20 protein-coding genes and 1 pseudogene are annotated in these 21,716 nt (G+C 44.5%); 12 read left to right on the top strand and 9 right to left on the bottom strand.

Annotation, left to right across the window (positions count from 1 at the left end):
• Nucleotides 1-47: 47 nt before the first annotated feature.
• The gene (locus KUV50_RS08460) at nt 48-950 is read right to left on the bottom strand and encodes a glycosyltransferase family 2 protein (RefSeq protein WP_222579688.1); all 903 of its coding nucleotides are present in this window, start codon (nt 948-950) and stop codon (nt 48-50) included.
• Between the two features lie 205 nt (nt 951-1,155).
• On the opposite strand from KUV50_RS08460, the gene mtaB reads away from it, so the two are divergent.
• The 7 genes from mtaB to KUV50_RS08495 all read left to right on the top strand — a co-directional run bounded on the left by mtaB (nt 1,156) and on the right by KUV50_RS08495 (nt 8,866).
• On the top strand, nt 1,156-2,469 hold the full coding sequence (mtaB, locus tag KUV50_RS08465; protein WP_222579689.1) for a tRNA (N(6)-L-threonylcarbamoyladenosine(37)-C(2))-methylthiotransferase MtaB: 1,314 nt from the start codon (nt 1,156-1,158) through the stop codon (nt 2,467-2,469).
• 60 nt (nt 2,470-2,529) lie between these two features.
• Nucleotides 2,530-3,951 (top strand): TonB-dependent receptor, encoded by a 1,422-nt coding sequence (locus KUV50_RS08470; protein ID WP_222579690.1) that lies wholly within the window; start codon nt 2,530-2,532, stop codon nt 3,949-3,951.
• Between the two features lie 12 nt (nt 3,952-3,963).
• Entirely contained in the window at nt 3,964-4,806 is an 843-nt protein-coding gene (locus tag KUV50_RS08475; protein WP_222579691.1) for a M15 family metallopeptidase, read from the top strand.
• A gap of 163 nt (nt 4,807-4,969) precedes the next feature.
• The gene (locus KUV50_RS08480) at nt 4,970-5,527 is read left to right on the top strand and encodes a thioredoxin family protein (RefSeq protein WP_222579692.1); all 558 of its coding nucleotides are present in this window, start codon (nt 4,970-4,972) and stop codon (nt 5,525-5,527) included.
• Between the two features lie 155 nt (nt 5,528-5,682).
• Nucleotides 5,683-6,183 carry a hypothetical protein gene (locus tag KUV50_RS08485; RefSeq protein ID WP_222579693.1) on the top strand — a complete coding sequence of 167 codons (501 nt, stop codon included), beginning with the start codon at nt 5,683-5,685 and terminating at the stop codon, nt 6,181-6,183.
• A gap of 257 nt (nt 6,184-6,440) precedes the next feature.
• Complete coding sequence (locus tag KUV50_RS08490) at nt 6,441-7,760, top strand: Gfo/Idh/MocA family protein (RefSeq protein WP_222579694.1); 1,320 nt, start codon at nt 6,441-6,443, stop codon at nt 7,758-7,760.
• Between the two features lie 356 nt (nt 7,761-8,116).
• Nucleotides 8,117-8,866: a DUF1080 domain-containing protein gene (locus KUV50_RS08495; protein ID WP_222579695.1), complete on the top strand. Its 750-nt coding sequence runs from the start codon at nt 8,117-8,119 to the stop codon at nt 8,864-8,866.
• Between the two features lie 209 nt (nt 8,867-9,075).
• Here KUV50_RS08495 and KUV50_RS08500 read toward each other — a convergent pair whose 3' ends face one another.
• Nucleotides 9,076-10,293, bottom strand: a complete 1,218-nt coding sequence (locus KUV50_RS08500) for a M20/M25/M40 family metallo-hydrolase (RefSeq protein ID WP_222579696.1) — start codon at nt 10,291-10,293, stop codon at nt 9,076-9,078.
• 198 nt (nt 10,294-10,491) lie between these two features.
• Between KUV50_RS08500 and KUV50_RS08505 the strand changes: the two genes are divergently transcribed.
• A complete protein-coding gene (locus KUV50_RS08505; protein ID WP_222579697.1) occupies nt 10,492-11,682 on the top strand; it encodes an MFS transporter in 1,191 nt (396 codons plus the stop codon).
• A gap of 26 nt (nt 11,683-11,708) precedes the next feature.
• Here the strand turns inward: KUV50_RS08505 and KUV50_RS08510 are convergent, their stop codons facing one another.
• The 7 genes and pseudogenes from KUV50_RS08510 to dnaN form a co-directional block, all read right to left on the bottom strand.
• Entirely contained in the window at nt 11,709-12,734 is a 1,026-nt protein-coding gene (locus KUV50_RS08510) for a serine hydrolase domain-containing protein (RefSeq protein ID WP_222579698.1), read from the bottom strand.
• A 184-nt stretch (nt 12,735-12,918) separates the two neighbouring features.
• Entirely contained in the window at nt 12,919-13,254 is a 336-nt protein-coding gene (locus KUV50_RS19705; protein ID WP_410000036.1) for a n-acetylglutamate synthase, read from the bottom strand.
• Between the two features lie 440 nt (nt 13,255-13,694).
• Nucleotides 13,695-14,087, bottom strand: coding sequence for a MepB family protein (locus tag KUV50_RS08520; RefSeq protein WP_222579700.1), 393 nt, complete (start codon nt 14,085-14,087; stop codon nt 13,695-13,697).
• A 185-nt stretch (nt 14,088-14,272) separates the two neighbouring features.
• Nucleotides 14,273-14,467: pseudogene (locus KUV50_RS08525) on the bottom strand (transcriptional regulator); the annotation flags it as partial.
• 116 nt (nt 14,468-14,583) lie between these two features.
• Nucleotides 14,584-14,961, bottom strand: coding sequence for a DUF2784 family protein (locus KUV50_RS08530; RefSeq protein WP_222579702.1), 378 nt, complete (start codon nt 14,959-14,961; stop codon nt 14,584-14,586).
• A 911-nt stretch (nt 14,962-15,872) separates the two neighbouring features.
• Complete coding sequence (gene nadD, locus KUV50_RS08535) at nt 15,873-16,442, bottom strand: nicotinate (nicotinamide) nucleotide adenylyltransferase (RefSeq protein ID WP_222579703.1); 570 nt, start codon at nt 16,440-16,442, stop codon at nt 15,873-15,875.
• A gap of 163 nt (nt 16,443-16,605) precedes the next feature.
• Complete coding sequence (gene dnaN, locus KUV50_RS08540; RefSeq protein ID WP_222579704.1) at nt 16,606-17,721, bottom strand: DNA polymerase III subunit beta; 1,116 nt, start codon at nt 17,719-17,721, stop codon at nt 16,606-16,608.
• A 198-nt stretch (nt 17,722-17,919) separates the two neighbouring features.
• Between dnaN and KUV50_RS08545 the strand changes: the two genes are divergently transcribed.
• The 4 genes from KUV50_RS08545 to KUV50_RS08560 all read left to right on the top strand — a co-directional run bounded on the left by KUV50_RS08545 (nt 17,920) and on the right by KUV50_RS08560 (nt 21,710).
• Nucleotides 17,920-19,200 (top strand): M16 family metallopeptidase, encoded by a 1,281-nt coding sequence (locus KUV50_RS08545; protein ID WP_222579705.1) that lies wholly within the window; start codon nt 17,920-17,922, stop codon nt 19,198-19,200.
• A 96-nt stretch (nt 19,201-19,296) separates the two neighbouring features.
• Complete coding sequence (locus KUV50_RS08550; RefSeq protein WP_222579706.1) at nt 19,297-20,328, top strand: rod shape-determining protein; 1,032 nt, start codon at nt 19,297-19,299, stop codon at nt 20,326-20,328.
• Nucleotides 20,329-20,343: 15 nt separating this feature from the next.
• Nucleotides 20,344-21,195 (top strand): rod shape-determining protein MreC, encoded by an 852-nt coding sequence (gene mreC / locus KUV50_RS08555; protein WP_222579707.1) that lies wholly within the window; start codon nt 20,344-20,346, stop codon nt 21,193-21,195.
• Nucleotides 21,192-21,710: a hypothetical protein gene (locus KUV50_RS08560; RefSeq protein ID WP_222579708.1), complete on the top strand. Its 519-nt coding sequence runs from the start codon at nt 21,192-21,194 to the stop codon at nt 21,708-21,710. The genes mreC and KUV50_RS08560 overlap by 4 nt, the downstream gene beginning before the upstream one ends.
• Nucleotides 21,711-21,716 lie beyond the last annotated feature (6 nt).

Raw genomic sequence — 21,716 nt, forward strand, 5'->3', positions numbered from 1 at the left:
CAGGAATAGGCTATCTCCCTCTGATGTGTGGCGTGCGAAGATTTGGCCTAGCTGATGAGCGAATAATAGACACGCTTAATTTTGCACAAGCATTTCTTAAACCATAGTTCGGGCGTGTTTACCGGTTCTTCCAGGGCGCCTTGATAGGGTGTACCACGCCGGAGATAATATTTTGAAAAGGTCGCGGCAGTCAGGCCCCATTTCATCAAGAACTGGATCGAACCTGGGTTCATCCTGTGTCGGCGGGTGCTTTTGGATTCAAAGTGATAAACCCGGCTATTACCAAAACCCCGAAAATCTCGAACTCCTAATTGCCAGAGTTTCATTGAAAAATCAGGATCACTGTACAACCCCGGTGAAAATTCTGTGCTGTATCCACCTACGGCATCCCACACGCTTTTGTGCACTACATTGGGTGGCCAGGTTGCCCCATTCCAGTCTTCCATGGTACGCTGGTGGTAGTTTTCCAAGAATGTCATCTCTTCAAAATTATGGACGCTGGTGCCAAAGTTAGATTCATCCAGGATGCTGTCATCCCAAAAGGAACCGGGCTGCATCTGCGTTGCTGAATAGAAGAACAGATGGTTCCCTTTCCGGGCATCGATCGCTTCCCACAATGGGACATCCCAACCGGGTGCCACATACATATCATCATTGAGGTACAACAAATAATCGGTTTGCATCAACTCCCGGGCCAGGTTGAGTGAATAGCAGATTCCAATGTTGTCTTTAGAATAATTGAACGATAAATCATCTTGTTTCCGCAGCCATTCCAGCGTGCCATCCTGCCCTTCATTGATGTGGATGATAATGTCATGGGTGTACTGTGAATGGGTGCGAATACTATACACGCATTTTTTGAGGTAGTCCAGATTGTTCCAGGTGGGGATAATAATGGAGAACACAGGTTTCCCATCGAACGAAGTGGACACTTTTGTTTCCTGGATCATAGTTGGTCAGATCAAAGCCTTATGTGATAGCAATTGGTGTGTAAAAGTAAGAACTATTTTAAAATTATATAAAACACCCTCATGGATTCGCACATAAACCGGAATGCCATTACCTTTGTAATTTAGATGCGGCGGGATGTTTCGGTATTTTTGGGATCACCGAACGAAAATAATCACGCCGGATTGATCCTAAAGTCATTAAATTATGGGAAGTCCGCGTACTGTAGCTTTTCACACACTGGGTTGTAAGTTGAATTTTTCGGAGACGTCCTCGCTGCAACGAATGTTTGAGGATCAAGGCTATCATGTGGCAGAGGCGTATGACCATGCGGACGTTTTTGTATTGAATACGTGTTCGGTTACTGACTTTGCAGATCGCAAATGCCGCAAGTTTGTTCGAAGGGTACTGCGGCAGAATCCACAAGCCCGGGTCGTGGTGACAGGGTGTTATGCCCAGCTCAAGCCTACTGAGATTGCAGACATAGAGGGTGTGGACATGGTTCTGGGTGCTGCGGAAAAATTTCGCATGCTGGACTACATCGATCAACTGGATGGTGCAAAATCAAAAGGTACGGTCCACACGACGGAGATCAGCGAAGTATCCACTTTCAATAACGCATTTTCTTTTGGAGATCGAACTCGGTCTTTTTTGAAGGTCCAGGATGGCTGTGACTACAACTGTTCCTTCTGTACCATTCCACAAGCCCGGGGTCGAAGCCGTAGCGATACCTTGGATCAGGTGGTGGCTAATGCCCAACAGATTGGGGAATCGGGTGTACGTGAGATTGTGCTGACCGGCGTAAATTTAGGTGACTTTGGCAATGGAACGGAGGTGATAGAAGGAGAACGACCCAAAAAGAATGATTTGTTTATTGATCTCATTCGTGCATTGGATCGGGTCGACAGCGTTGAACGATTTCGCATTTCTTCCATTGAACCCAATTTGTGTACCGGAGAAATTATAGAGTTTGTGGCTGGTTCCAGTCGTTTTATGCCCCATTTTCACATGCCCTTGCAATCGGGAAACAACAAACAGCTGGCCATGATGCGTCGTCGATACCGCCGGGAACTCTACGAAGACCGTGTCAAATTGATTAAGAAAGTGATGCCGCACGCTTGCATTGGTGTAGATGTTATCGTTGGTTTTCCGGGCGAAACGGATGAAGACTTTTTAGAGACCCAGCGGTTTATCGAAAGTCTCGACGTGAGTTATCTCCACGTGTTCACTTATTCTGAGCGTCCCAATACACCGGCAGCTACCATGTCCGGTGAAATCGATATGAATAAACGGCGCAAACGCAATGAAATACTACGACATCTAAGCGACCAGAAAAAAAGATCGTTTTACGAGCAACATCTTCACGAAGACCGAACCGTTTTGTTGGAACCGGGAAAACAGCCCGGACAACTGGCGGGATGGACGGATAATTATATTCGACTGAATGTGGCTGGCGGAGAAGAAGACGTTAATACGATGCGCAGGGTACGAATTTTACCAGAACATCTGGATTACAATTGATATTGTCGGCAAGTTATTCGCAGACAACAGAGGATTATAAATTAGCATATATATTAATCAATGCCGGAAACTCCGAAAATAGATACGGATCAGAAAGCACTGGAAATTAATCTGAACGATCGGATTTACGGTACTTTTGCTGAGATTGGAGCAGGTCAGGAGGTGGCCAGATATTTCTTCAAAGTGGGAGCTGCTGCCGGAACGATCGTAAAGACGATGTCAGCTTATGACAAGGTCTTTTCAGATAATATATATGGAGCCGAGTCATCCGGTCGGTATGTGTGCGAATCGCGGTTGTATAAAATGCTGAACCACGAATACAACTTGCTCTGGGATCGGTTAAAAGAAGATCGGGGATCCAAGACTTTTTTCGCTTTTGCAGATACTATCCAATCCATCAATTATCAGAAGAGCAATTTTGGACAAGGGTGGTTGGGGCTCCGGTTTCAGCTTACTCCCGGCGGAGAATACAATGAGCTGGTGCTTCATGCACGCATGCGCGACAATGATGCCCAGCTTCAGGCCGCTGCCATAGGAATCCTTGGTGTCAATATGCTGTATGCAGCGTATTATCATTTCGATGATCCGGAAACGTTTGTGCGTTCTTTGCATGACCACCTGCACGACCGTTTGTCCATTGATATGATCCGGTTGCGCGGACCGGAATTCGAAGATTGGGACAACAGAATTCTTTCTATGTACCTGGTGAAGAACCACCTTACCGAGGTGGCTATGTTTGATCAAAACGGCCAATCGGTACATGCTTCAGAGTTTTTATATAAAAACTCACTTATGGTAGTTCGGGGAAATTTTAGGCCTCCAACCCTGGTTACGGAAGATGTATTCGAACGTTCTTTTAAAAAATTTCAAAATGAGCATGATGTCGATGAGAAGCGTTCGATCATCATGGCTGAGCTGACACTGGAGAATATTACGGAGAATGGTCGGATTGACACCGAAGATTTCAAAGCCCGGGCGGATCTGCTTAATGCTATGGGGCAAATGGTTATCGTATCCGACTGCAGCGAACATCAAAAGCTGATTAACTACCTGTCCGATTACAAGATCCATCAGCTTGGTATTGTGATCGGTATCCGTGAGTTTCGGGATCTTATCGTCGATAAATATGATACATACCAAGATGGCGACTTGCTGGTGGCTTTTGGACAGTTATTTACACGAAATATTAAAGTATATGTGTATCCGGCGCTCAATGACGACCTGACAGAAATCATGACTCTGGATACGCTTCGATTGCCGGAAGGAATCCATTTTTTATACCGGTTTCTTATCGACCAGGAACTTATCGTAGAAGTAAAAGATTACAATGCCGATAAGCTGAGCATAATACCTCATGGGGTGTATAAGATGATCAAAAGTGGAGAGTCAGGGTGGGAGTCATATATTCCTGAAGATCTGGTTCATTTGATCAAAGAAAAACAACTGTTTTACGGGGAATCTGAAAATGATAATTACGGATAAAACAAAAATTAAATGAAACACAAAATAGTAAAAGGCCTTTTGGTTCTGGCCATCGGTTGGATGATGGCTTGTCAATGGGTGAATGATACCCCGGCAGAATCGACAGTTTCGCCTGTGCCGTCCAATGACATCGTGATATCTTCTGAAACATCGAAAGAATGGAATTTGTGGCCTATTGATACGAGTATACGCTATGTGACGGGAGATTTTGATCCCGCCAAGGATACGACATTCACTTTGGTGCCCCGGAATAAAGCTGACCGGACAGGCATGTACCTCCGGAAGGACACCTACCAGGCGTTTTTGGCCATGGATTCTGCAGCTCGCGAGGAAGGTGTGATTCTGCAGATTCGATCCGCCACCCGAAATTTTGATTATCAAAAATCTATCTGGGAGCGAAAGTGGACTGGTGAAACGGCGATTGAGAATGGTGAAAAACTCAATGAGTCCACCCCGGATCCGGTGGAGCGGGCACGGAAGATTCTTCGGTATAGCTCCATGCCCGGAACCAGCCGGCACCATTGGGGGACAGATATCGATTTGAACAATTTCACCAATCGGTTCTTTGAACATGGAGAGGGGCTGAAGATATACACCTGGTTGGAGGAGCATGCAGCTAATTATGGATTTCGACAACCTTATACAAAAAAAGATAGCCTGAGACCCTATGGTTACAACGAAGAAAAGTGGCATTGGAGCTTTTATCCGGTGTCCGATGTGCTCACAGAATACGCTGCGAAACATCTGAAAAATGAGATGATCTCTGGGTTTAAAGGGGCTGAAACGGCGGAGGAGATTGATGTTGTCAAGAACTATGTGCTGGGCATTAATCCCGAGTTGCTCAGTGGAAAATAGAGTATAGTTTATAGTCTGTAGACAACGCTGCTGAATCTATATCCTGAGGGTGGCAAACGAAAGCTTTGCAGATTGTTGGGGTTTGTTAGGTACCTGCCCAAATTTTTTCGTGGCCCTCGTCGATAATTTACTATGAATAATTAATCATTTATAAACTAAAAAAATGGCATACACACTTTCGAACATGTTACCGCTGGGCACGGTCGCCCCGGAATTTACACTGGTGGATCCTTTGGACGGGAAGAAGAAATCCCTGGATGAGCTCAAGTCCGATCAGGCAACCGTCATTATGTTTATTTGCAACCACTGTCCATATGTGATTCATTTGATCCGAGACATTGTAGATACCGCTGAAGAGTATATGGAAAAAGGCGTTCGGTTTGTGGCGATTAGTCCCAATGATGTAGAGAATTACCCCGATGATAGCCCGGATCGCATGGCCCTTATTGCTAAGGTTCTGCAATTTCCGTTTCCTTATCTTTTCGATGAAACGCAGGAGGTCGCGAAAGCTTATGATGCTGCGTGTACACCAGATTTTTATATTTTTGATCGGAAAATGGAATTGGCCTACCGGGGACAGTATGATGATTCCAGGCCAAGTAAGGATGTGCCGGTCACGGGGAAAGATTTCAAAGCTGCACTAGATGCTGTTCTGGCAGGTGACCAGCCCTCGGACAGGCAGGTTCCAAGTGGAGGATGTAATATTAAATGGAAAAAATAAAAGCTGATAACAAGGAAGCTCAAAGCAAGGAAGCTGAAAGCTCAAAGCTCAAAGTCCTAAGCTTAAAGCAAGGAAGCTGAAAGCTCAAAGTCCTAAGCTTAAAGCAAGAGAGCTCAAATCATAAATCCAGAAATTGCTACGTAAATAAGAAGACTATGAAACAAATCGCACTTTTATTTCCCCTTACATTTTTGCTCCTGATGGGGCAGAGTTGCCAATCGGGGTCAGAATCAAATTCGGGTGAAAAGGAAGGTCTCTTCGCCCAAAAAAAAACCAACGAATACACCATGATCGAACAAGGTCCGGTGTATTCTTTTACGGTAGTACCCGATAAATATGATAACTGCAGAGCCGTGTTCGCATTGTCCGAGGATGATCTGACGTCTGAACGGTTTATCTTTGCTACTGATCTGCGGAAGTCCGCAGTTTTAGCGATGGATGGCCGGTTGATTGAACTGGAACTTTTCACAAAGCGCACCGTAGATCTTTCCGCCCAGTTTTATAAATATGAAGGGAAAGGCTACTCTGTCGATTTGGAAATTCGTAAATCTGAGGTTATCGGGAATAACCTCAAGAAGGTACGCGGCCAATTGAAAATCTTTAGCGAAAGTGGTTTTCGGGATGTTTTTTACATCATGGGAGAAATAAAATGCTGATACATCCCGGAATCTTATTTGATATGTGTGAATAATTCTGCAAATTTCGTATTTTGTCGGTTTCCTGTGAACAGCAAGGGTAATATTACTTTTTTTTCATAATGTAGTTCCCGCTGTTTATGGATATAGGACCCGTCGCGGGGCTGACCCGGACGAGATGAATTAATTATTTTAAGCCCGATGCCATGCATTGGGAAAAGGAAATCTGCTCTTACATTGGAATATTTCAGATGTGAGAAAGAGTAAAATCACAAATCATGCAGGATCAAACCAATAAAAAAACAAACAATCCGGGACGTCGTACTTTTATTAAAACAGCCGGGACGACCCTGGCAGCTACTGCCGTGGGAATGAATATGGCCTATGGCAGAGGACCGTCAGCTGAAGAGGATGGAATCCTTAAGGTCGGATTAATCGGATGTGGAGGCCGGGGTACCGGTGCCGCCGTGCAGGCATTGACGGCCGATAGCAAGACCAGGCTCACCGCCATGGGGGATGTATTTGAAGATCACCTGAACCAGTCTTATTCAGCGATCAAAGAAGAAATGGGTGACCAGGTAACGGTCGCAGACAGTCATAAATTTATTGGTTTTGATGCGTATCAAAAAGTTATCGATTCCGGTGTAGATGTAGTATTACTGACCACACCACCCGTTTTCCGACCGGGCCAATTTGAAGCTGCCATCGCGGCCGGCAAGCATGTGTTTTGTGAAAAGCCTATGGCTGTTGACCCGGCCGGAGTGCGGAAAGTCCTGAAAGCAGCGCAGACCGCTAAAGAAAAAAGATTGTCAGTGTTGGCTGGATTCTGTTATCGGTATGATGCGGTAAATATGGCTGCTTATGAGCAGATCCATCAGGGAATCGTCGGTGATATTCATTGCGTAACGACCAAACGATTTGGTGGTGAGTTGTGGTCCAAACCACGACAACCAGGTTGGTCTGATATGGAATACCAATTGCGGAATTGGCTGTATTATGATTGGTTGTCCGGTGATTTTATCACAGAACAAGCGGTTCACAGTCTGGACCTGATGGCCTGGGCACTGGGTGACCGGGTTCCGGTCAAAGCCATTGGAACCGGCGGTCGACAAAAGCGAGTTGATCCGATTTATGGAAATATCTACGACCATTTTGCGATCGAATATGAATACGAAGATGGCGTCAAAGGAATTCATATGTGCCGTCAACAATCCGGAACCAAAGGAAGTAACACCGTCGATGTTTTCGGAACCAAAGGACATGCCTATGTCAAACCCGCTGCTGAAGCGCGAATTTCGGGTCAGCAAAACTGGCAGTTTGAAGGCCAGCGGAATAACATGTACCAACATGAACACGATCTGTTCTTTGATGCCATACGGAAGGATAAACCCATGAACGATGGTGTCTGGATGGCCCACAGCTCTATGCTGGCTATTCTGGGGCGTATGGTCGGCTACAGCGGACAAGAAATCAGCTGGGAACAGGCGATGAATTCAGATATGCACATTGGGCCCGATTTCGAAGATTATGCATTTGATCTTCAGTGGCCGATGTCTCCGGTGCCGGTGCCGGGTAAGACGAAAGTACTGAAAAGCTAGCATCGGTTTCATCGGGAAAGTAATTGATAAAATATGAAACTCAAATAAATATAATGGGTTCAGGCACAAATAAAACGAACCCTCTGAAGAGTGACTGGACAGATTTTGGATGCAATTGACTTTTGAAAAAATAAAGCAGTTGGTTTAAACGAAGTAGTTAGCGGAATTTGGGGACTGGCCTTGTTCGGCATGAACCAGTAGTAGAAAATGACATGACGACGAATTGCACCTTGCTCTCAAACACTGACAAGTCTCATACTTCCCCTGAAAATCATTTAACTTCATTAGTACATCTTCCTCTCCCTATAAAATTTTATCCAAGACGCTGACAGGTAAATGGCAAATCAAAAATAACTATGAAACACAATACACTTTACTTTTTTCTTATCCTTTTTACCACGTTGGTTTATTCTTCACAAGCCCAGGAATATTTATTCGATTTTGGCGAAGTTATTCCATTGGCCAATGCACTTGAAGAAACCGATAAGGGTAAGACGGAACCAATCCAATGGTACAATGTCAATACCGAAAAAGAGACCTGGGACCACCGCGACAGCATTTTGGTTTGTTACGGAAACCCCATCGGCGTGGTACGGAGTGGTCGGCAGTTTGAGAATTACATGCTGCACGTCGAGTGGAAACACATGGAAGCCGGCGGGAATTCAGGAATGTTTATGTGGAGCAGTGCGGTACCTGGTAAAAACCGTCTGCCCAATGGCGTAGAAGTACAAATGTTGGAACTCGATTGGGTGAAGTTAAATACCCGAAATGGTAAGGAACCGCCGATTGCTTATGTGCATGGTGAGATGTGGGGTGTGGGTGATGTGGTCACCACGCCGGATAATCCCCGGGGCGTACGAAGTAAATCCATCGAGAACCGATGCAAAGGAAAAGGGGAGTGGAATACCTACGATGTGGTCTGCGTGGATGGTACCATCAAGTTGTCCGTCAATGGAAAATTTGTGAACGGAATCAGCGAATCCACCCAGCGGAAAGGGTATATGTGTCTCGAATCTGAAGGTGCTGAAATCCATTTCCGGAATCTGAAGGTCATCGAATTGCCGGGTGGACTGGCGGAGGAGGTCGAGTCTCTTCCTAATGAGTGACTTTTAAAAAGTAATGCAAGCGGAACGATGTTTGTCAAGTTAATAGCTGAGATAAACGCTTTAGAATTATTGTCATAGAAAGACCTCAATCTTTGGCATGCTTCTGAATTCAAATGGTATAAGTCAAAACCCATGAATTTTACAGGTTAAGAGTAGTTGGTTTAGATCGTTGGCTAAAATTTACTTTCGGAACAGAGGCTCCATCCTCTTTAGTACAGGTTGGCTAAGCGGTACATCAACACCGCCGCCCGCTTTGCCTGCACAGGAATTTTACTCAGGTCGCCCGTTTCATGGATGGTGTGCGCCCCGGCTCCACTCATCCCCAGACCATCCACCGCCATATCCACCAGGCCTGAAGTAAACGAAATGTCCGCAGCCCCGGCATTTCTGGGGTCTACCGCTGTAACGGGTCCAAATCCCAGATCCTCGCTCACGGTGCTGTACAAGTGGAGGAGTTTCTGGTTTCCTGCAGTAGATGGCAATGGCGGGTATCCTGCTCTACTGAATGTCAATTCAGCTGTTGTTCCCGGGTAATTATTCGATGCGATTCTGAGCATGATCTTTTGAGCTCTTTCTAATTGTTCCGGAGACACCGCCCGGAGATCACCGGATACCTTGGCTTCCTGAGCCACCACATTACTCTTTCCGAAAGCGGTTCCCTGGCTTTGTTCGGAATCATACGAGGTTGTCGTTCCACCCACAATGACGCCGGGATTGAAGGTGAGATTTTTTTCATTAGTAAGTTCTTGATAAAAAGTGTTGAGAATCCGGGATGCCTCGTAGATGGCTCCGACGCCAACACCATCCGTAAATACCTGTGAAGAGTGGGCTGGTGTACCGGAAACCTGTAGCGTCCACCCGGTCCAGCCTCTTCTGGATACTACCAGTGTTTCCGGGTTTCCGTCCGCGTTTTCAAAAGCCAGCGCAATGTCCGCCCGCTGAGCTCCATCGGTGAGTGCTTTTTTTGAAAGTTCAATCGGACGGCCGCTGTGCTCCTCATCCCCGGTAAGAACCACTTCGATCTGCATATCGTGAAGCAGATTGGCTTCTTTTAGTGCTCTTAGGGCCATCAGGATAATCACATTGCCGCCCTTCATATCTGATACTCCGGGTCCCTTCATAATGCTATCGTTCACCATGACAAGAGATTGAAACGGACTTTCTGGTTCAAAAACCGTATCCAAATGGCCGATCAACAGTAGTCGCGGTCCCGTGGTTCCATGGGTCCGCGCCACGACGTGGCCTGCTCGTTTGAACGCTGCTCCGTCGATCCATTGGGTTTCCATCCCCAGCTTTTCAAATTCCGTGATATATACATCTCCCACCCGTCGGACTCCTTCAAAGTTCATCGTCCCGCTGTTGATGTTCACGGTCTTTTCCAGTACGGAAATATAATAGGCTGTTTCTTGGTCAATGGTCAGAAGCATAGCTTCTTCGGTTTGGTTAATTTGACTCCACATCGTGCTGGAGAAAAATAATGATAAAAAGTATGCTATCAATGGGCTTCGCATGGTCTGGTGTCGTATGTTAAAAAATGAAAATACACATTTTTGATCATTTCCTTAAATTTTTTATATCACCTCGTTTGGTTACTTTTGCTCGATACGGGAAAAAAAACCAACATATTGAAGCCTTTTTCCACCTGGTCCAGATCTGGTTTGTTGCTGTTTCTGGGCATCATACTTATTTCTTTCAATCTACGTCCCGGATTCACCAGCGTTGGTGCGATACTGGGATTGATCCAGGATGATCTGGGGATGACCCATACCCAATTGGGTCTGCTGACGACCTTGCCTTTGCTGGCATTTTCGACAGCGTCCTTGTTTACCTCTCGACTGACACGATGGGTGGGCTTTGAAATGACCCTGATGATCGGGGTGGTGATGATCGGCTCCGGGACTATTCTGAGGGGTCTGGGTGGTATTTATTTGTTGTATGTGGCGACGGTGATTATGGGTGGAGGCATTGCGATATGCAATGTTGCGCTCATTCCATTGATAAAAAACCGCCTCGACCAGCACGCTGCTATGGTGACCGCAACCTATACGCTGGGTATGAGTGTATTCTCGGCGCTGGGATCGGGGGTGACAGCACCCCTTTCGGTGAATCTTCAGTGGGGGTGGCGCGGTGGATTAATGATCTGGGCGGTGTTGACTTTGATTACGATACCGGTATGGATGATTCAATTAAAATCACGCTATGCACCGAAGAACCAAAACGCACATACGGTGAAAGGGTTAAATTTGTTAAAATATCGACGGGCCTGGCAGATCACCATCTTTATGGGTATTCAGTCGTTTATTTTTTACGCATTAGCTTCGTGGGGGCCTGAGATATTAATTTCCAAAGGGTTTTCAATCGAAGAAAGTGGTTGGGCTATATTCTATATGCAAATAGTTTCACTGGGTGCAGTGTATGTCATGCCCATATTGGCAGATCGTCCCGGGTATCTTCGTTACTTGGTATTGATTATGGGAGCTACGTTTTTTCTGGCGTTTGGGTTGTTGTTGAGTTCGGAGCGCTGGGTGCTGTATCTGGCGTTGACGATTATGGCACAGGCCACCGGAGGTAGCATTAGCCTGTCTTATTATTTGATCAGCAAAAGCACGCAGAAAAGCGAGAACACGGTCAAATTATCAGGAATGGCGCAGTCGTTTGGGTATTATATAGCAGCGGGTGGCCCGTTTTTTGTCGGGTGGTTGTATGATATTATCCAGGACTGGAACACTATTCTGATGTTGTTTTTTGGAGTAATTTGCTTTTACACGTACTTTAGCTGGATGTCTATCCGGGATGGTGTGGTGGAAACAGATTAACCAAATTATGGATCAGAAGCGCTGCGTTACCTGCGAATTATTTTAACGATCCGATTATTTATTATTTCTGATAAATTCCAATAGTACAGCTTGGGGTCCGTGGTGCTGTAGAATTCAACCACAACAGCATCCATATCCTGGTGGTATCTTGCGAAGCTTTGGTATCCGGGCACCCACCCCGAATGCGCATAGTTATATACCGAAGAATAAATGTCTTGTTCTCCGGGACCGAACACGGATCCATCGTTGAGTGCTCGAAGGAAAACCCCCACATCTTCTGCCGTAGCTAACATGCCATGCTCGTCTTTTTTTAGATCAAAGGGGTGTCCTACATGATAGCCGCTCATCACATCGTCTATATTTACATCCCGGAGTGAACTGAAGGTGTGGTGAAGGTTCAGCGGCCTGAGAATTTCTTCCCGGATGTATTGAAAATTTTCATACCCCAGTACATCGTCCATTATTTTGTTGATTAGCAAATAATTGGTGTTGCAGTATTCATAGTCTTCGCCGGGTTCAAAATTGGCTGGTTTGCCCTGTATCAATGCCAGACTTTCTTCATAGGTTTCGGTAGGAGCAGCCCAAAAGTTTGGGGCATCTGTAAAATTGGGGATCCCGCTTCTGTGCCGGATCATCATTCTCAAAGTAATTTTCTCCGCATTTTCAATGCTTCCCACGAGTTCAGGTAAATATTCAGCGATCGTCTTGTCCAGAGAAAGCCGACCTTCTCGGACTAATTTGGTGACCGCTACGGCATCATAGAGCTTGCTAATGCTGGCTATCTTAAAAAGTGCCTGCGGTCTGGCCGGAATCTTAGATTCCCGGTTGTGCCAGCCACCGGTATAATACCGGGGTGGTTTGCCGGCTTGATCTATATAGACAATCATTCCGTCAAACCCCTGATCGATGGCTTCGTCGACCTGTTCCTGAACGGTATCCGGAAGCGGACGTATCCAGGCTTTGACTAAAATCCAAGGTACAAAAAACATCGAACCGATCGTTCCGATCAACAATGCGATTCTGATTATCCGTTTGACTTTCTTTTTTTTCATTCTATGTTAGAACCAAAGTTTGAGTTGAACCACCAGATAGCGGAGTTGTGGCATCTACCGAAAGAATCAACTTCAAGTAAAAACTGACTAGTGTACCAGAGGAGCTGCCGTATTTACCATATGAGCTCAGATGTGAGCCTAGCTTCTTAACTTTGTGGTGCGCTGGTGTTTTTCACGCTTTATTTTACAGTTCCTCCAATACGGACTTCCCCTTGGAAAGGTCTCCGGACGTCCATTCCCAGGTTTCGTGCAGCCGGATTTTTCCATTTTCTAATATTTCAGGTTTTGAGAAGCATATTCCGGTCATTAATCCGCCTTTTTTATTGACCTGATGATACCGCATTTCAATATTCCCCTGATCATCGACGAGTCCGATTAAATGGCCTTTTACAATTTCTCCCCCGCTGTATTGGGATGTTAAAATATTTCCGTTTTGCTTGTATTCAAAGATGGTTTGCGCAGAGGTTTCTCCGTTTTCTGTGTTTGCCACCGGACTAAATCTTTTGTTGTTGTAGTTCATCTTTTTATGGACTTTGTAGGCAGTGGGCTTTATGATCTGAAGCCAATCAGCTACCCGGGGGTGTTTGCTGCTTACATTTGTACAGCAGCCGGGTTGTTGAGTGCTCTTGGATTGTAAATTACAAATCATCCGGTAAGTCTGGAAATTTTCGGAAAAATTTTTAAGCCCCGGCAGGCTATTTTCTGTCGTGGGTATCATTTAAATAAGTTACGATGTAACCCTCACCGCTCAACTTATTTTATGAGTTCGGAGTTATTTGTGTTTCCAGATCCTTATGGGTTCACGATTCACAGATTGATCCAGGCGATTCGTCAGCGTGAAACGATCTGGAAGCGCCTGGATTAAGTAGAATACTTATACAATTCGGTCACTTTTTGTAAATCAATCGAACTGTTTATTGTATAAAAATAATTCAGTTGCCATTTTTGAGTTCGTTCAGCTTATTTGCTTTTCACAGTATCCCAATTTGGATAAACTCTAAAAGCTCGTTTACCTTCTTTCTTTTCGGTTGAGAGAATTCCTCTTTTAATCAGCACAGATTTCGGGAAAACGAATTGCCCAAACTCGTTTTCCGTCCGCACGTTTACAGCAAAAAAATCAACTCGGTCCTTTTCGTTAAAAGGTTCAATCGGTCCACTTCCATTTCGTTTCCAAAAGGTAACAAATTGTCCGACTTTGTTTGGCGTTATTTTGGCATTTCTACTCAAAACATGCAGTCCATTAAGTTCAATTCGACAAGCATTATATTCTTTACTTTCAGTTTTAAAGTCCGAAATCTCAAGTGAGCATTTGTCATAGATTTCCGTTTTTATTTGGTATAGATTTTTGTCCATTTTATTTGATTTTTCAATTCACTTTGTTGCGTGTGGGTATTATGGCTACTGCTGCTGCTACTGCTATGGCAAATGCAAGATTACAAGGCACTTACCTATCCTTTTAACATTTGGTCTATTTAGTGGAAATTCTTTCATTTTGGCACTTTAGACCGCATTTGCTCTAGCCGATGTTAGGCGGTCGGCTTTTTTACATCTACGAGTTTGCCCAGTTCTTCTTGGGTCAAATGTCGCTCCTTTCGGGCAGCTTTGATCATTCGTCCTAATATTTCCATTCGGAGCTCGTATTCGTATTTGTCTCGTTCTTGGGTGCCAACTTTGCCAATAAATTCATCTTTCATTTCTTCAGGCGTGAATGTTTTCATTTCTTTAGTTGCCATATTATTTCACTTTTCAGTTTTTTGAAAAGTCTTGGGTCATTCGTCTATTCAGCAAGGTCATGATTTTATCATCCTCTAATTTAGCGAATTAACGGGATTCATGCAAATCGAGCTTTCTATAGATTACGACTTCTGATATTCACCCAAACGGAGCACATCAGTGCCAGAATCGCCAGGCCGACGGTAAAAGTATTAACCAGCCAGGGGCCGGGTTGCCAGCCCGTTAATTTTTCGACCAGAAATGCAATGTAACTCGGGGGCATTCCCCTTTCTCCCAGGGCATGTAAGATTTGATAATGCCAGTCAGTGAGGAAGCAGTATCCCCATCCTTTCCACAGTCCCAGTAAAAACCAGGATCCAAAGGTGACCAATAAGGTGATCAGATTTACTTTTCTCGTAGCGGGATACATCCATCCAAACAAGTTGAAAAGGATCAATACAGCATGGAAAGTATAAAAATAGTAATTGGCCAGATGGAGAACGAATTCTGTCATGGTAAAATCTCTTGTTTTTTGATGCGGACCTCAATCTTTATCTGTACTCCTCTTATATGTTGCTAACGCTATGATTACACTGGGAGTTCGCCGGGTTATTGCCTGGTGTATGCGGAATTATATACCGCATGACGCGGCAGGTGCTATGGAGCATGATAGCAGTGAGAATGAATATACCGATTTTAGGGCAAAGTTTCATCCCCTAAAAACACCCTTTTCATTTTCGCTCTTATGCTTCACATTGAACCCCATACAGGGTGCTCAATAGGGATGGTCTCTAACCCCCGACTGCACTATGTTTGTCGGGGGTTATTCAGGTAAAACCCCGTCCAGGGTTCTGAATAATGGTGATCTCTAATTATTACAAAATTTCAATGTACTCGATCTCATATTGATTACCCAACAACGCCGGAGGTGTTGAAAGTAAATAACCCCGAATAAGCCGATAGGCGCCATTCGGGGAGGAGAAATGCTAGTGATTCAATTCAGAAGTTGTATACATTATTTATGAAACGGAGCACTAGACACCGATCTATCCAGAGATTTCTGAACAATGCCATTTCTGCTCTTATTGCATACCAATCATTCGATAAGAACCCTAGAATACAATTATCTTGAATTAAAAAAAAATACAGCTCTACCAATTGCTGCTTAAGCATTATTCACGTGTGCTTTCTGCTCCTACAAATAAATGTTTGGGTGCCCAATCTCAACTCCAAAGATAATTATTGCAACTTCTCCGAAGTCGATTTTAGGTCATAGAACGTTCTTCTAACATACTTGGACCGCTCTGCGTTCTTTTTCTTAATACTTAGTGGCCCTCCAGCTAAAACTCCCTAACCCAAACTACAAACGACCAATTATTAACCCCCTATCTGAATGAATTAAAAACTCAGATTTAAAAATTATCCTCAGTACACCGGTGTTTCATCCAGGTACTTCCATACCGCATCCGGGACCAAATACCGAACCGATTTTTGTTCTTTGAGGCATTTTCGAATAAAACTGGATGAGATTTCCATCAGTGGTGCATCGATGATGGTTATGCGATCGCTGTTCGCCAAATCGCCCAATGCATAGTCGGGCCGCTTGTAAACCAGAATGTGGTGGTTCGCCAGAATGACCTTATAGTTTTTCCATTTGTGGAGATTGGCCAGATTATCACCGCCCATGATCAAGGTGAACTCATAATCCGGGTGTTTTTCCTGGAGATAGGTGAGAGTGTCGACCGTGTAAGACGGTTTGGGCATTCCAAATTCGATGTTGGACGCCCGGAGCTGATCATTTTCTCCGATCGCGAGATGTACCATGTGCAATCGGTCGTAATCCGGTGCCAGGTTGGATCGTTTTTTAAATGGGTTTTGCGGTGTGACGACCAGCCAGACCTGGTCCAAATCAGACCAGTTTGCCACGTGATTCGCTATAATCATATGTCCGGTATGAACCGGATTGAAAGAACCAAAAAAGAGACCTATTTTCATGAAACTCTTAAAAATTTTCAGCTTTCAACTTTCCATTTCCAATCCCCAGTCACCAACGATCAACAACCAACGACCAAAGCGGAGTGCCCCAACGACCAAAGTACAATTCATCTCCTGTTGCGAAGCAGGAGGGAGCATCCCAACCACCATCAACCATCAATTATTAAGCATTAACCATTACTGGCATGACCAGCATCAGCAGGTCCTCTTTTTCAGCGCTGGATGAAGGCAGTAGAAGCGACGCCCGATTTGGGGTTGACATTTCCAGCATGACTTCTTCCGAATCCAAGATGCCCAGCATTTCGATCAGGAACTTGGAGTTATAAGCGATCTGCATTTCATCACCGGAGTACTGGCACGAAAGGGTTTCATGGGCTTCATTGGAATAATCCAGATCCTGCGCCTGGATTTCAATTTTATCGTTCTTCAGGTCGATGACGATCTGGTTGGTGGATTTGTTCGCATAGATGGAAATCCGCTTTAACGAGCTCAACAGATCTTTTCGGTTGATCGTTAGAATATTTGGATTGTTGGTGGGGATCACGCCGTTGTAATTGGGGAAAGTGGCGTCGATCAGTCGACAGGCAATCTCTGTTTCACCGGACTGAATAAACACATGTGAATTGCTGTAATTCAGGACCACGTCTCCATCGCCATCGAGGGCCATGTTGAGGAGAGAAAGCGATTTTTTCGGAATGATCATAAAGCCCTCCATCTCTGTCGTAATATCGAGGTAGGTATATTTGACCAGTTTGTGAGCATCCGTGGCAACGAAGGTCAGCTTGTCTTCTTCCACTTTAATATAAACCCCCATCATGGCCTGACGCATTTCATCATTGCTGGTGGCAAAGATGGTGTTTTCAATGCCTGCCTTCATAGCCTCTTTGGGAATGTTGACGGATTGCGATATGTGCGTATCTGGAATCTCCGGAAATTCCTCAAAATCGTCACAGGCCAGCTTATATTCTCCGTTGTTGGTCAGAATATTGAGGATGTTGGATTCGTCCTCCTTGACAAACTGAACGGGTTGATCAGGAATCGCCTTTAGGGTATCACTCAGAATCTTCCCCCGAACGGCTATTTTCCCATCTTCTTCGCCTTGCACCTCTATGGTCGAGTAGATGGTAGTTTCCAGATCTGACACGGTTAACTTGAGCTCATTTCCATTCAGTTCCAGTAGAAAATCTTCTAAAATGGGCATCATTGGATTCGTGGGGATTACACCAGATGCAATCACTGTTTTTTTCAAAAAATCACTAGAAGAAACGGAAAATTTCATGCTGTTTTTTACTTTTTTATTTCAGGGTATAAACATAAGAAAAATTTGCTGGAAAACACGCACTGGATTACCTAGAATAAGGTTGTCCTTTTCCGGTTGAGGGAACTCTTATGCGTATCAATCTTGAGCGAGCGCCTGATATTATTCTTTGGCGAAAAAATTAATTTATACATTTGACCAGATGATCAAAACCAGAAGGTGATAAAAGTACCCGAAATAGCGCCCATTCAAAAGCCCGCCGCTTTTGAGTATGAGACCAACGTGATCCTGGAGGATTGTGCGTTGTACACGATACCTGCTACGCATGAACTCGATTTGGTGAAAATCGAAATTGTCCTCAACCGGGGTCGCCATGTGGAACAAAAAAAACTAAGCTCGCGGTTCTGTGCCCGGATGCTGAAAGAAGGCACCCAGTTCAAAAATCAAGACGATATCAACGATCTTTTTGATTTTTATGGTGCGAATTTTCATGTCCAGTATCATCTGGACTATGCTTCCTTTTCATTGGTATGTCTTTCTCGGTATTGCCGACAGTTGATTCCACTTGTCTTTGAGATTATTACCCAGCCGGAGTTTGACGCAATAGATCTGAAAAGACTCAAAAAGAGGGCTAAGTCAAAACTTAAATTAGCGTTGGCTGATAATGATGCTTTGTCGTTTCGTATTTTAACGGAAAAAATTTTTGGAAGTCAACACGCCTACGGATACAATTCGACGCGTGAAGATATCGAACAGATCCAGGTCGAAGATCTTCAGGCATTTCACGACACTTTTTACTGCAAACCAAATTTTAAAGTGTTCTTGTCCGGCTCTGTGAGTTCGGACATCAAAAAAGAGCTTTTGGATCATATCCATGCGTTGCCTGATCAACGATACAACCCCACGAGTTTTTCGCCCGAGTATTCTAAGAACAGGGTCTCGCATCCCGATGTGATCTATCTCAAAAATGATTATGCGTTCAATACACAAAGCTCCATAAAGATGGGCAAACGGATTATCCGGCGAAATCATCCCGATTACATTCCTATACATTTTGTGAACACCTTGCTGGGCGGATTTTTCGGTTCCCGGCTGATGCAAAATATTCGGGAAAAGGAAGGGTTAACCTACAATATTTATTCGGATTTGGAGCCGATGAAGCACGATGCGTATTTTATGATCGGTACTGATATTAAAACGGATAATATTGACAAGGTCATTAAGATGATTTATCATGAAATCCAACAACTGGAACAGGATATTATATCCGATCAGGAGTTGCGAATGGTCCGGAACTACATCAAGGGCTACCTGTTGAGCTCGTTGGATGGGGTGTTTTCAAAAGCAGAAATCGTTAAAATCTTAACGCTGGAGGGCATGCCGGTGAATTGGATTTATGGTTTTTTTGATCGATTGGATGAAATAGAGGCAGAAGAAATTCCCCGACTGGTAAAAAAATACCTGAAAAAGGAGGAATTATTTACTGTAGTAGTAAATTGATGTTAAATTTGGGACTTTAATACTTGGATTTCGAAAATCGAGTTGTAACTAAATATTATTTGAGCGACGCGTGCTTGGTACAGCCATTAATACAATATGAAATTATTTAGCTTCTTTACGCAGGAATTGGCCATTGACCTTGGAACGGCAAATACCCTGATTATCCAAAATGGAGAGGTAGTCGTAGATGAACCCTCGATCGTAGCCATAGACCGGCGTACACAGGAAGTCATAGCCGTGGGAACCCGGGCCATGCAGATGCATGAAAAAACCCATGAACACATCAAGACAGTCCGGCCATTGAAAGACGGTGTCATAGCAGACTTTCAGGCAGCTGAAAACCTGATTGAGGGGCTGATCAACATGATCGACAGTCGGAAAAGTTTTTTTACCCACCTTCGGATGGTGATTTGCATTCCCTCCGGAATTACCGAGGTCGAAAAACGGGCTGTTTTTGACAGCGCGGATCATGTCGATTCTAAGGAAACCTACCTCATCCATGAACCATTGGCAGCTGCATTGGGTATCGGGCTCAATGTGGAAGAGCCTGAAGGGAATATGATTATTGATATCGGGGGCGGAACTACTGAAATAGCAGTGATCGCTTTATCCGGAATCGTGACGGATCAATCTATCCGGACTGGTGGCGATGAATTTACGTCTGATATTGTGAATTACATGCGACGGGAACACAATTTGCTGATCGGAGAGCGTACAGCTGAAAACATCAAAATAAAAATTGGATCCGCACTCGAGGAGCTCGATGAACCGCCGGGAGATATTCCGGTGAACGGCCGTGACCTGATGACGGGGATTCCCAAGCAACGGATCATTTCTTATCAGGAAATAGCGACCTGCATCGATAAATCGATATCCAAAATCGAAGAAGCTATTCTCAAGGCGTTGGAAGCCACTCCGCCGGAGCTGGCTGCCGATATTTTTCGGAAAGGACTTTATCTGACCGGTGGCGGCGCTGCGTTGAGAGGACTGGATAAGCGGATATCCATGAAAACAAAACTGGATGTGCATGTTCCGGACGACCCGTTGCGCGCCGTTGTTATCGGCACCGGCATAGCGTTGGAAAATATAGGTAAATTCTCATTTTTGATCGATCGTAAGAATGTGTGAGAATCCTGATAATATATGGGAAATTTTATACGATTCATTCTTCACAACCTTCACTTCATTGTGTTTATCATACTGGAGATTATCAGTATTAATCTTGCCGTAAACTTTGATAATCGCCGGAAATCCATTTTTTTAAGTACATCCAATCAAATTACCGGGTACGCCCAATCCCATTTTAAGACGATTACCCAATACTTTCATCTCGGAGAAGAAAATGAATCTTTAACTAGTGAAAATGCGCGGTTGAGAAATGAACTTCTTAATCTGGAACAGAAGTTAAAAGCAGAAGCAGCTCATCCCGACAGCCTGACGGTTGGTGAGGACGATGATGTTTATCGCTACCGGGTTGTTCCCGCAAAGGTCATCTCCAATTCATTTTCGTCACTTCACAATTTTTTGACTATAAATGCGGGCCGGAACGCTGGCATCAAACCCGGTATGGGGGTCATCACAGAAGACGGGCCCGTGGGCATCGTGACGCAGGTGAACCAGGACTATTCCAAGGTGATATCATTGTATAACATCGAATCTTCCATAAGTGCAAAAGTCAAAAACAATAACGCACTGGGGGTTATCCAATGGGAACCCTATAACCTGCAAACCGTGGTCATGCGGGAAATTCCGAGACATGTAGAACTTGAAATTGGAGACACCATCGTCACGAGTGGGTATTCATTTTCTTTTCCGCCCGGATTGCCGATTGGTTCGATTGATTATTTTAATCTCGAGAGTGGTGAGAATGATTACACGGTCTATGTCAGCCTCTTTGAGGATTTGTACACGCTCAATGCGTGTTATATCATAGAAGATACCTGGAAAGAGGCGGATACGGTATCCTCTGAGTTAATGGATGAGGAGGAACAATGAGTGTCTACCGAGTGAATATCATCCGTGCGTTGCTGCTGTTGCTGGCGCAGATATTGATTTTTAATTTTGTAAAAATCACCTGGTTTTCAATTCCCTTTATCGAGGTGTTTTTGTATCCGTTGATCATTTTTTTATTGCCCCTTCGGACCCCGGCTTCTGCGGTTATCATATTGGGTTTTGTCACCGGGCTTATCGTAGATATATTTCAAAATACCCCCGGCGTGCATTCGGGGGCGGGTGCATTTGCGGGGTTTGTGCGGCCGTACGTGATCAATCTCATGGTTCCTCGTGGCGGATACAAGGTGAATATATCACCGACGATTTCTGCGATCAATTTGCGGTGGTTTTTGTTGTACGCAGCAGTTATGATCACATTGCACTGTTTTGCAGTGAGTTTAATTGACATTTTTCAATTTAAATTAGTACATTATATCCTGTTAAGAACCATTTTGAGTGCTTTGATTTCTTATGTTGTCATTGTCATCACCATGATTGTTTTTGATCCAAAAGAATAAACACGA

The sequence above is a fragment of the Membranihabitans marinus genome, from assembly GCF_019802045.1.
GTDB lineage: Bacteria > Bacteroidota > Bacteroidia > Chitinophagales > Saprospiraceae > Membranihabitans > Membranihabitans marinus_A.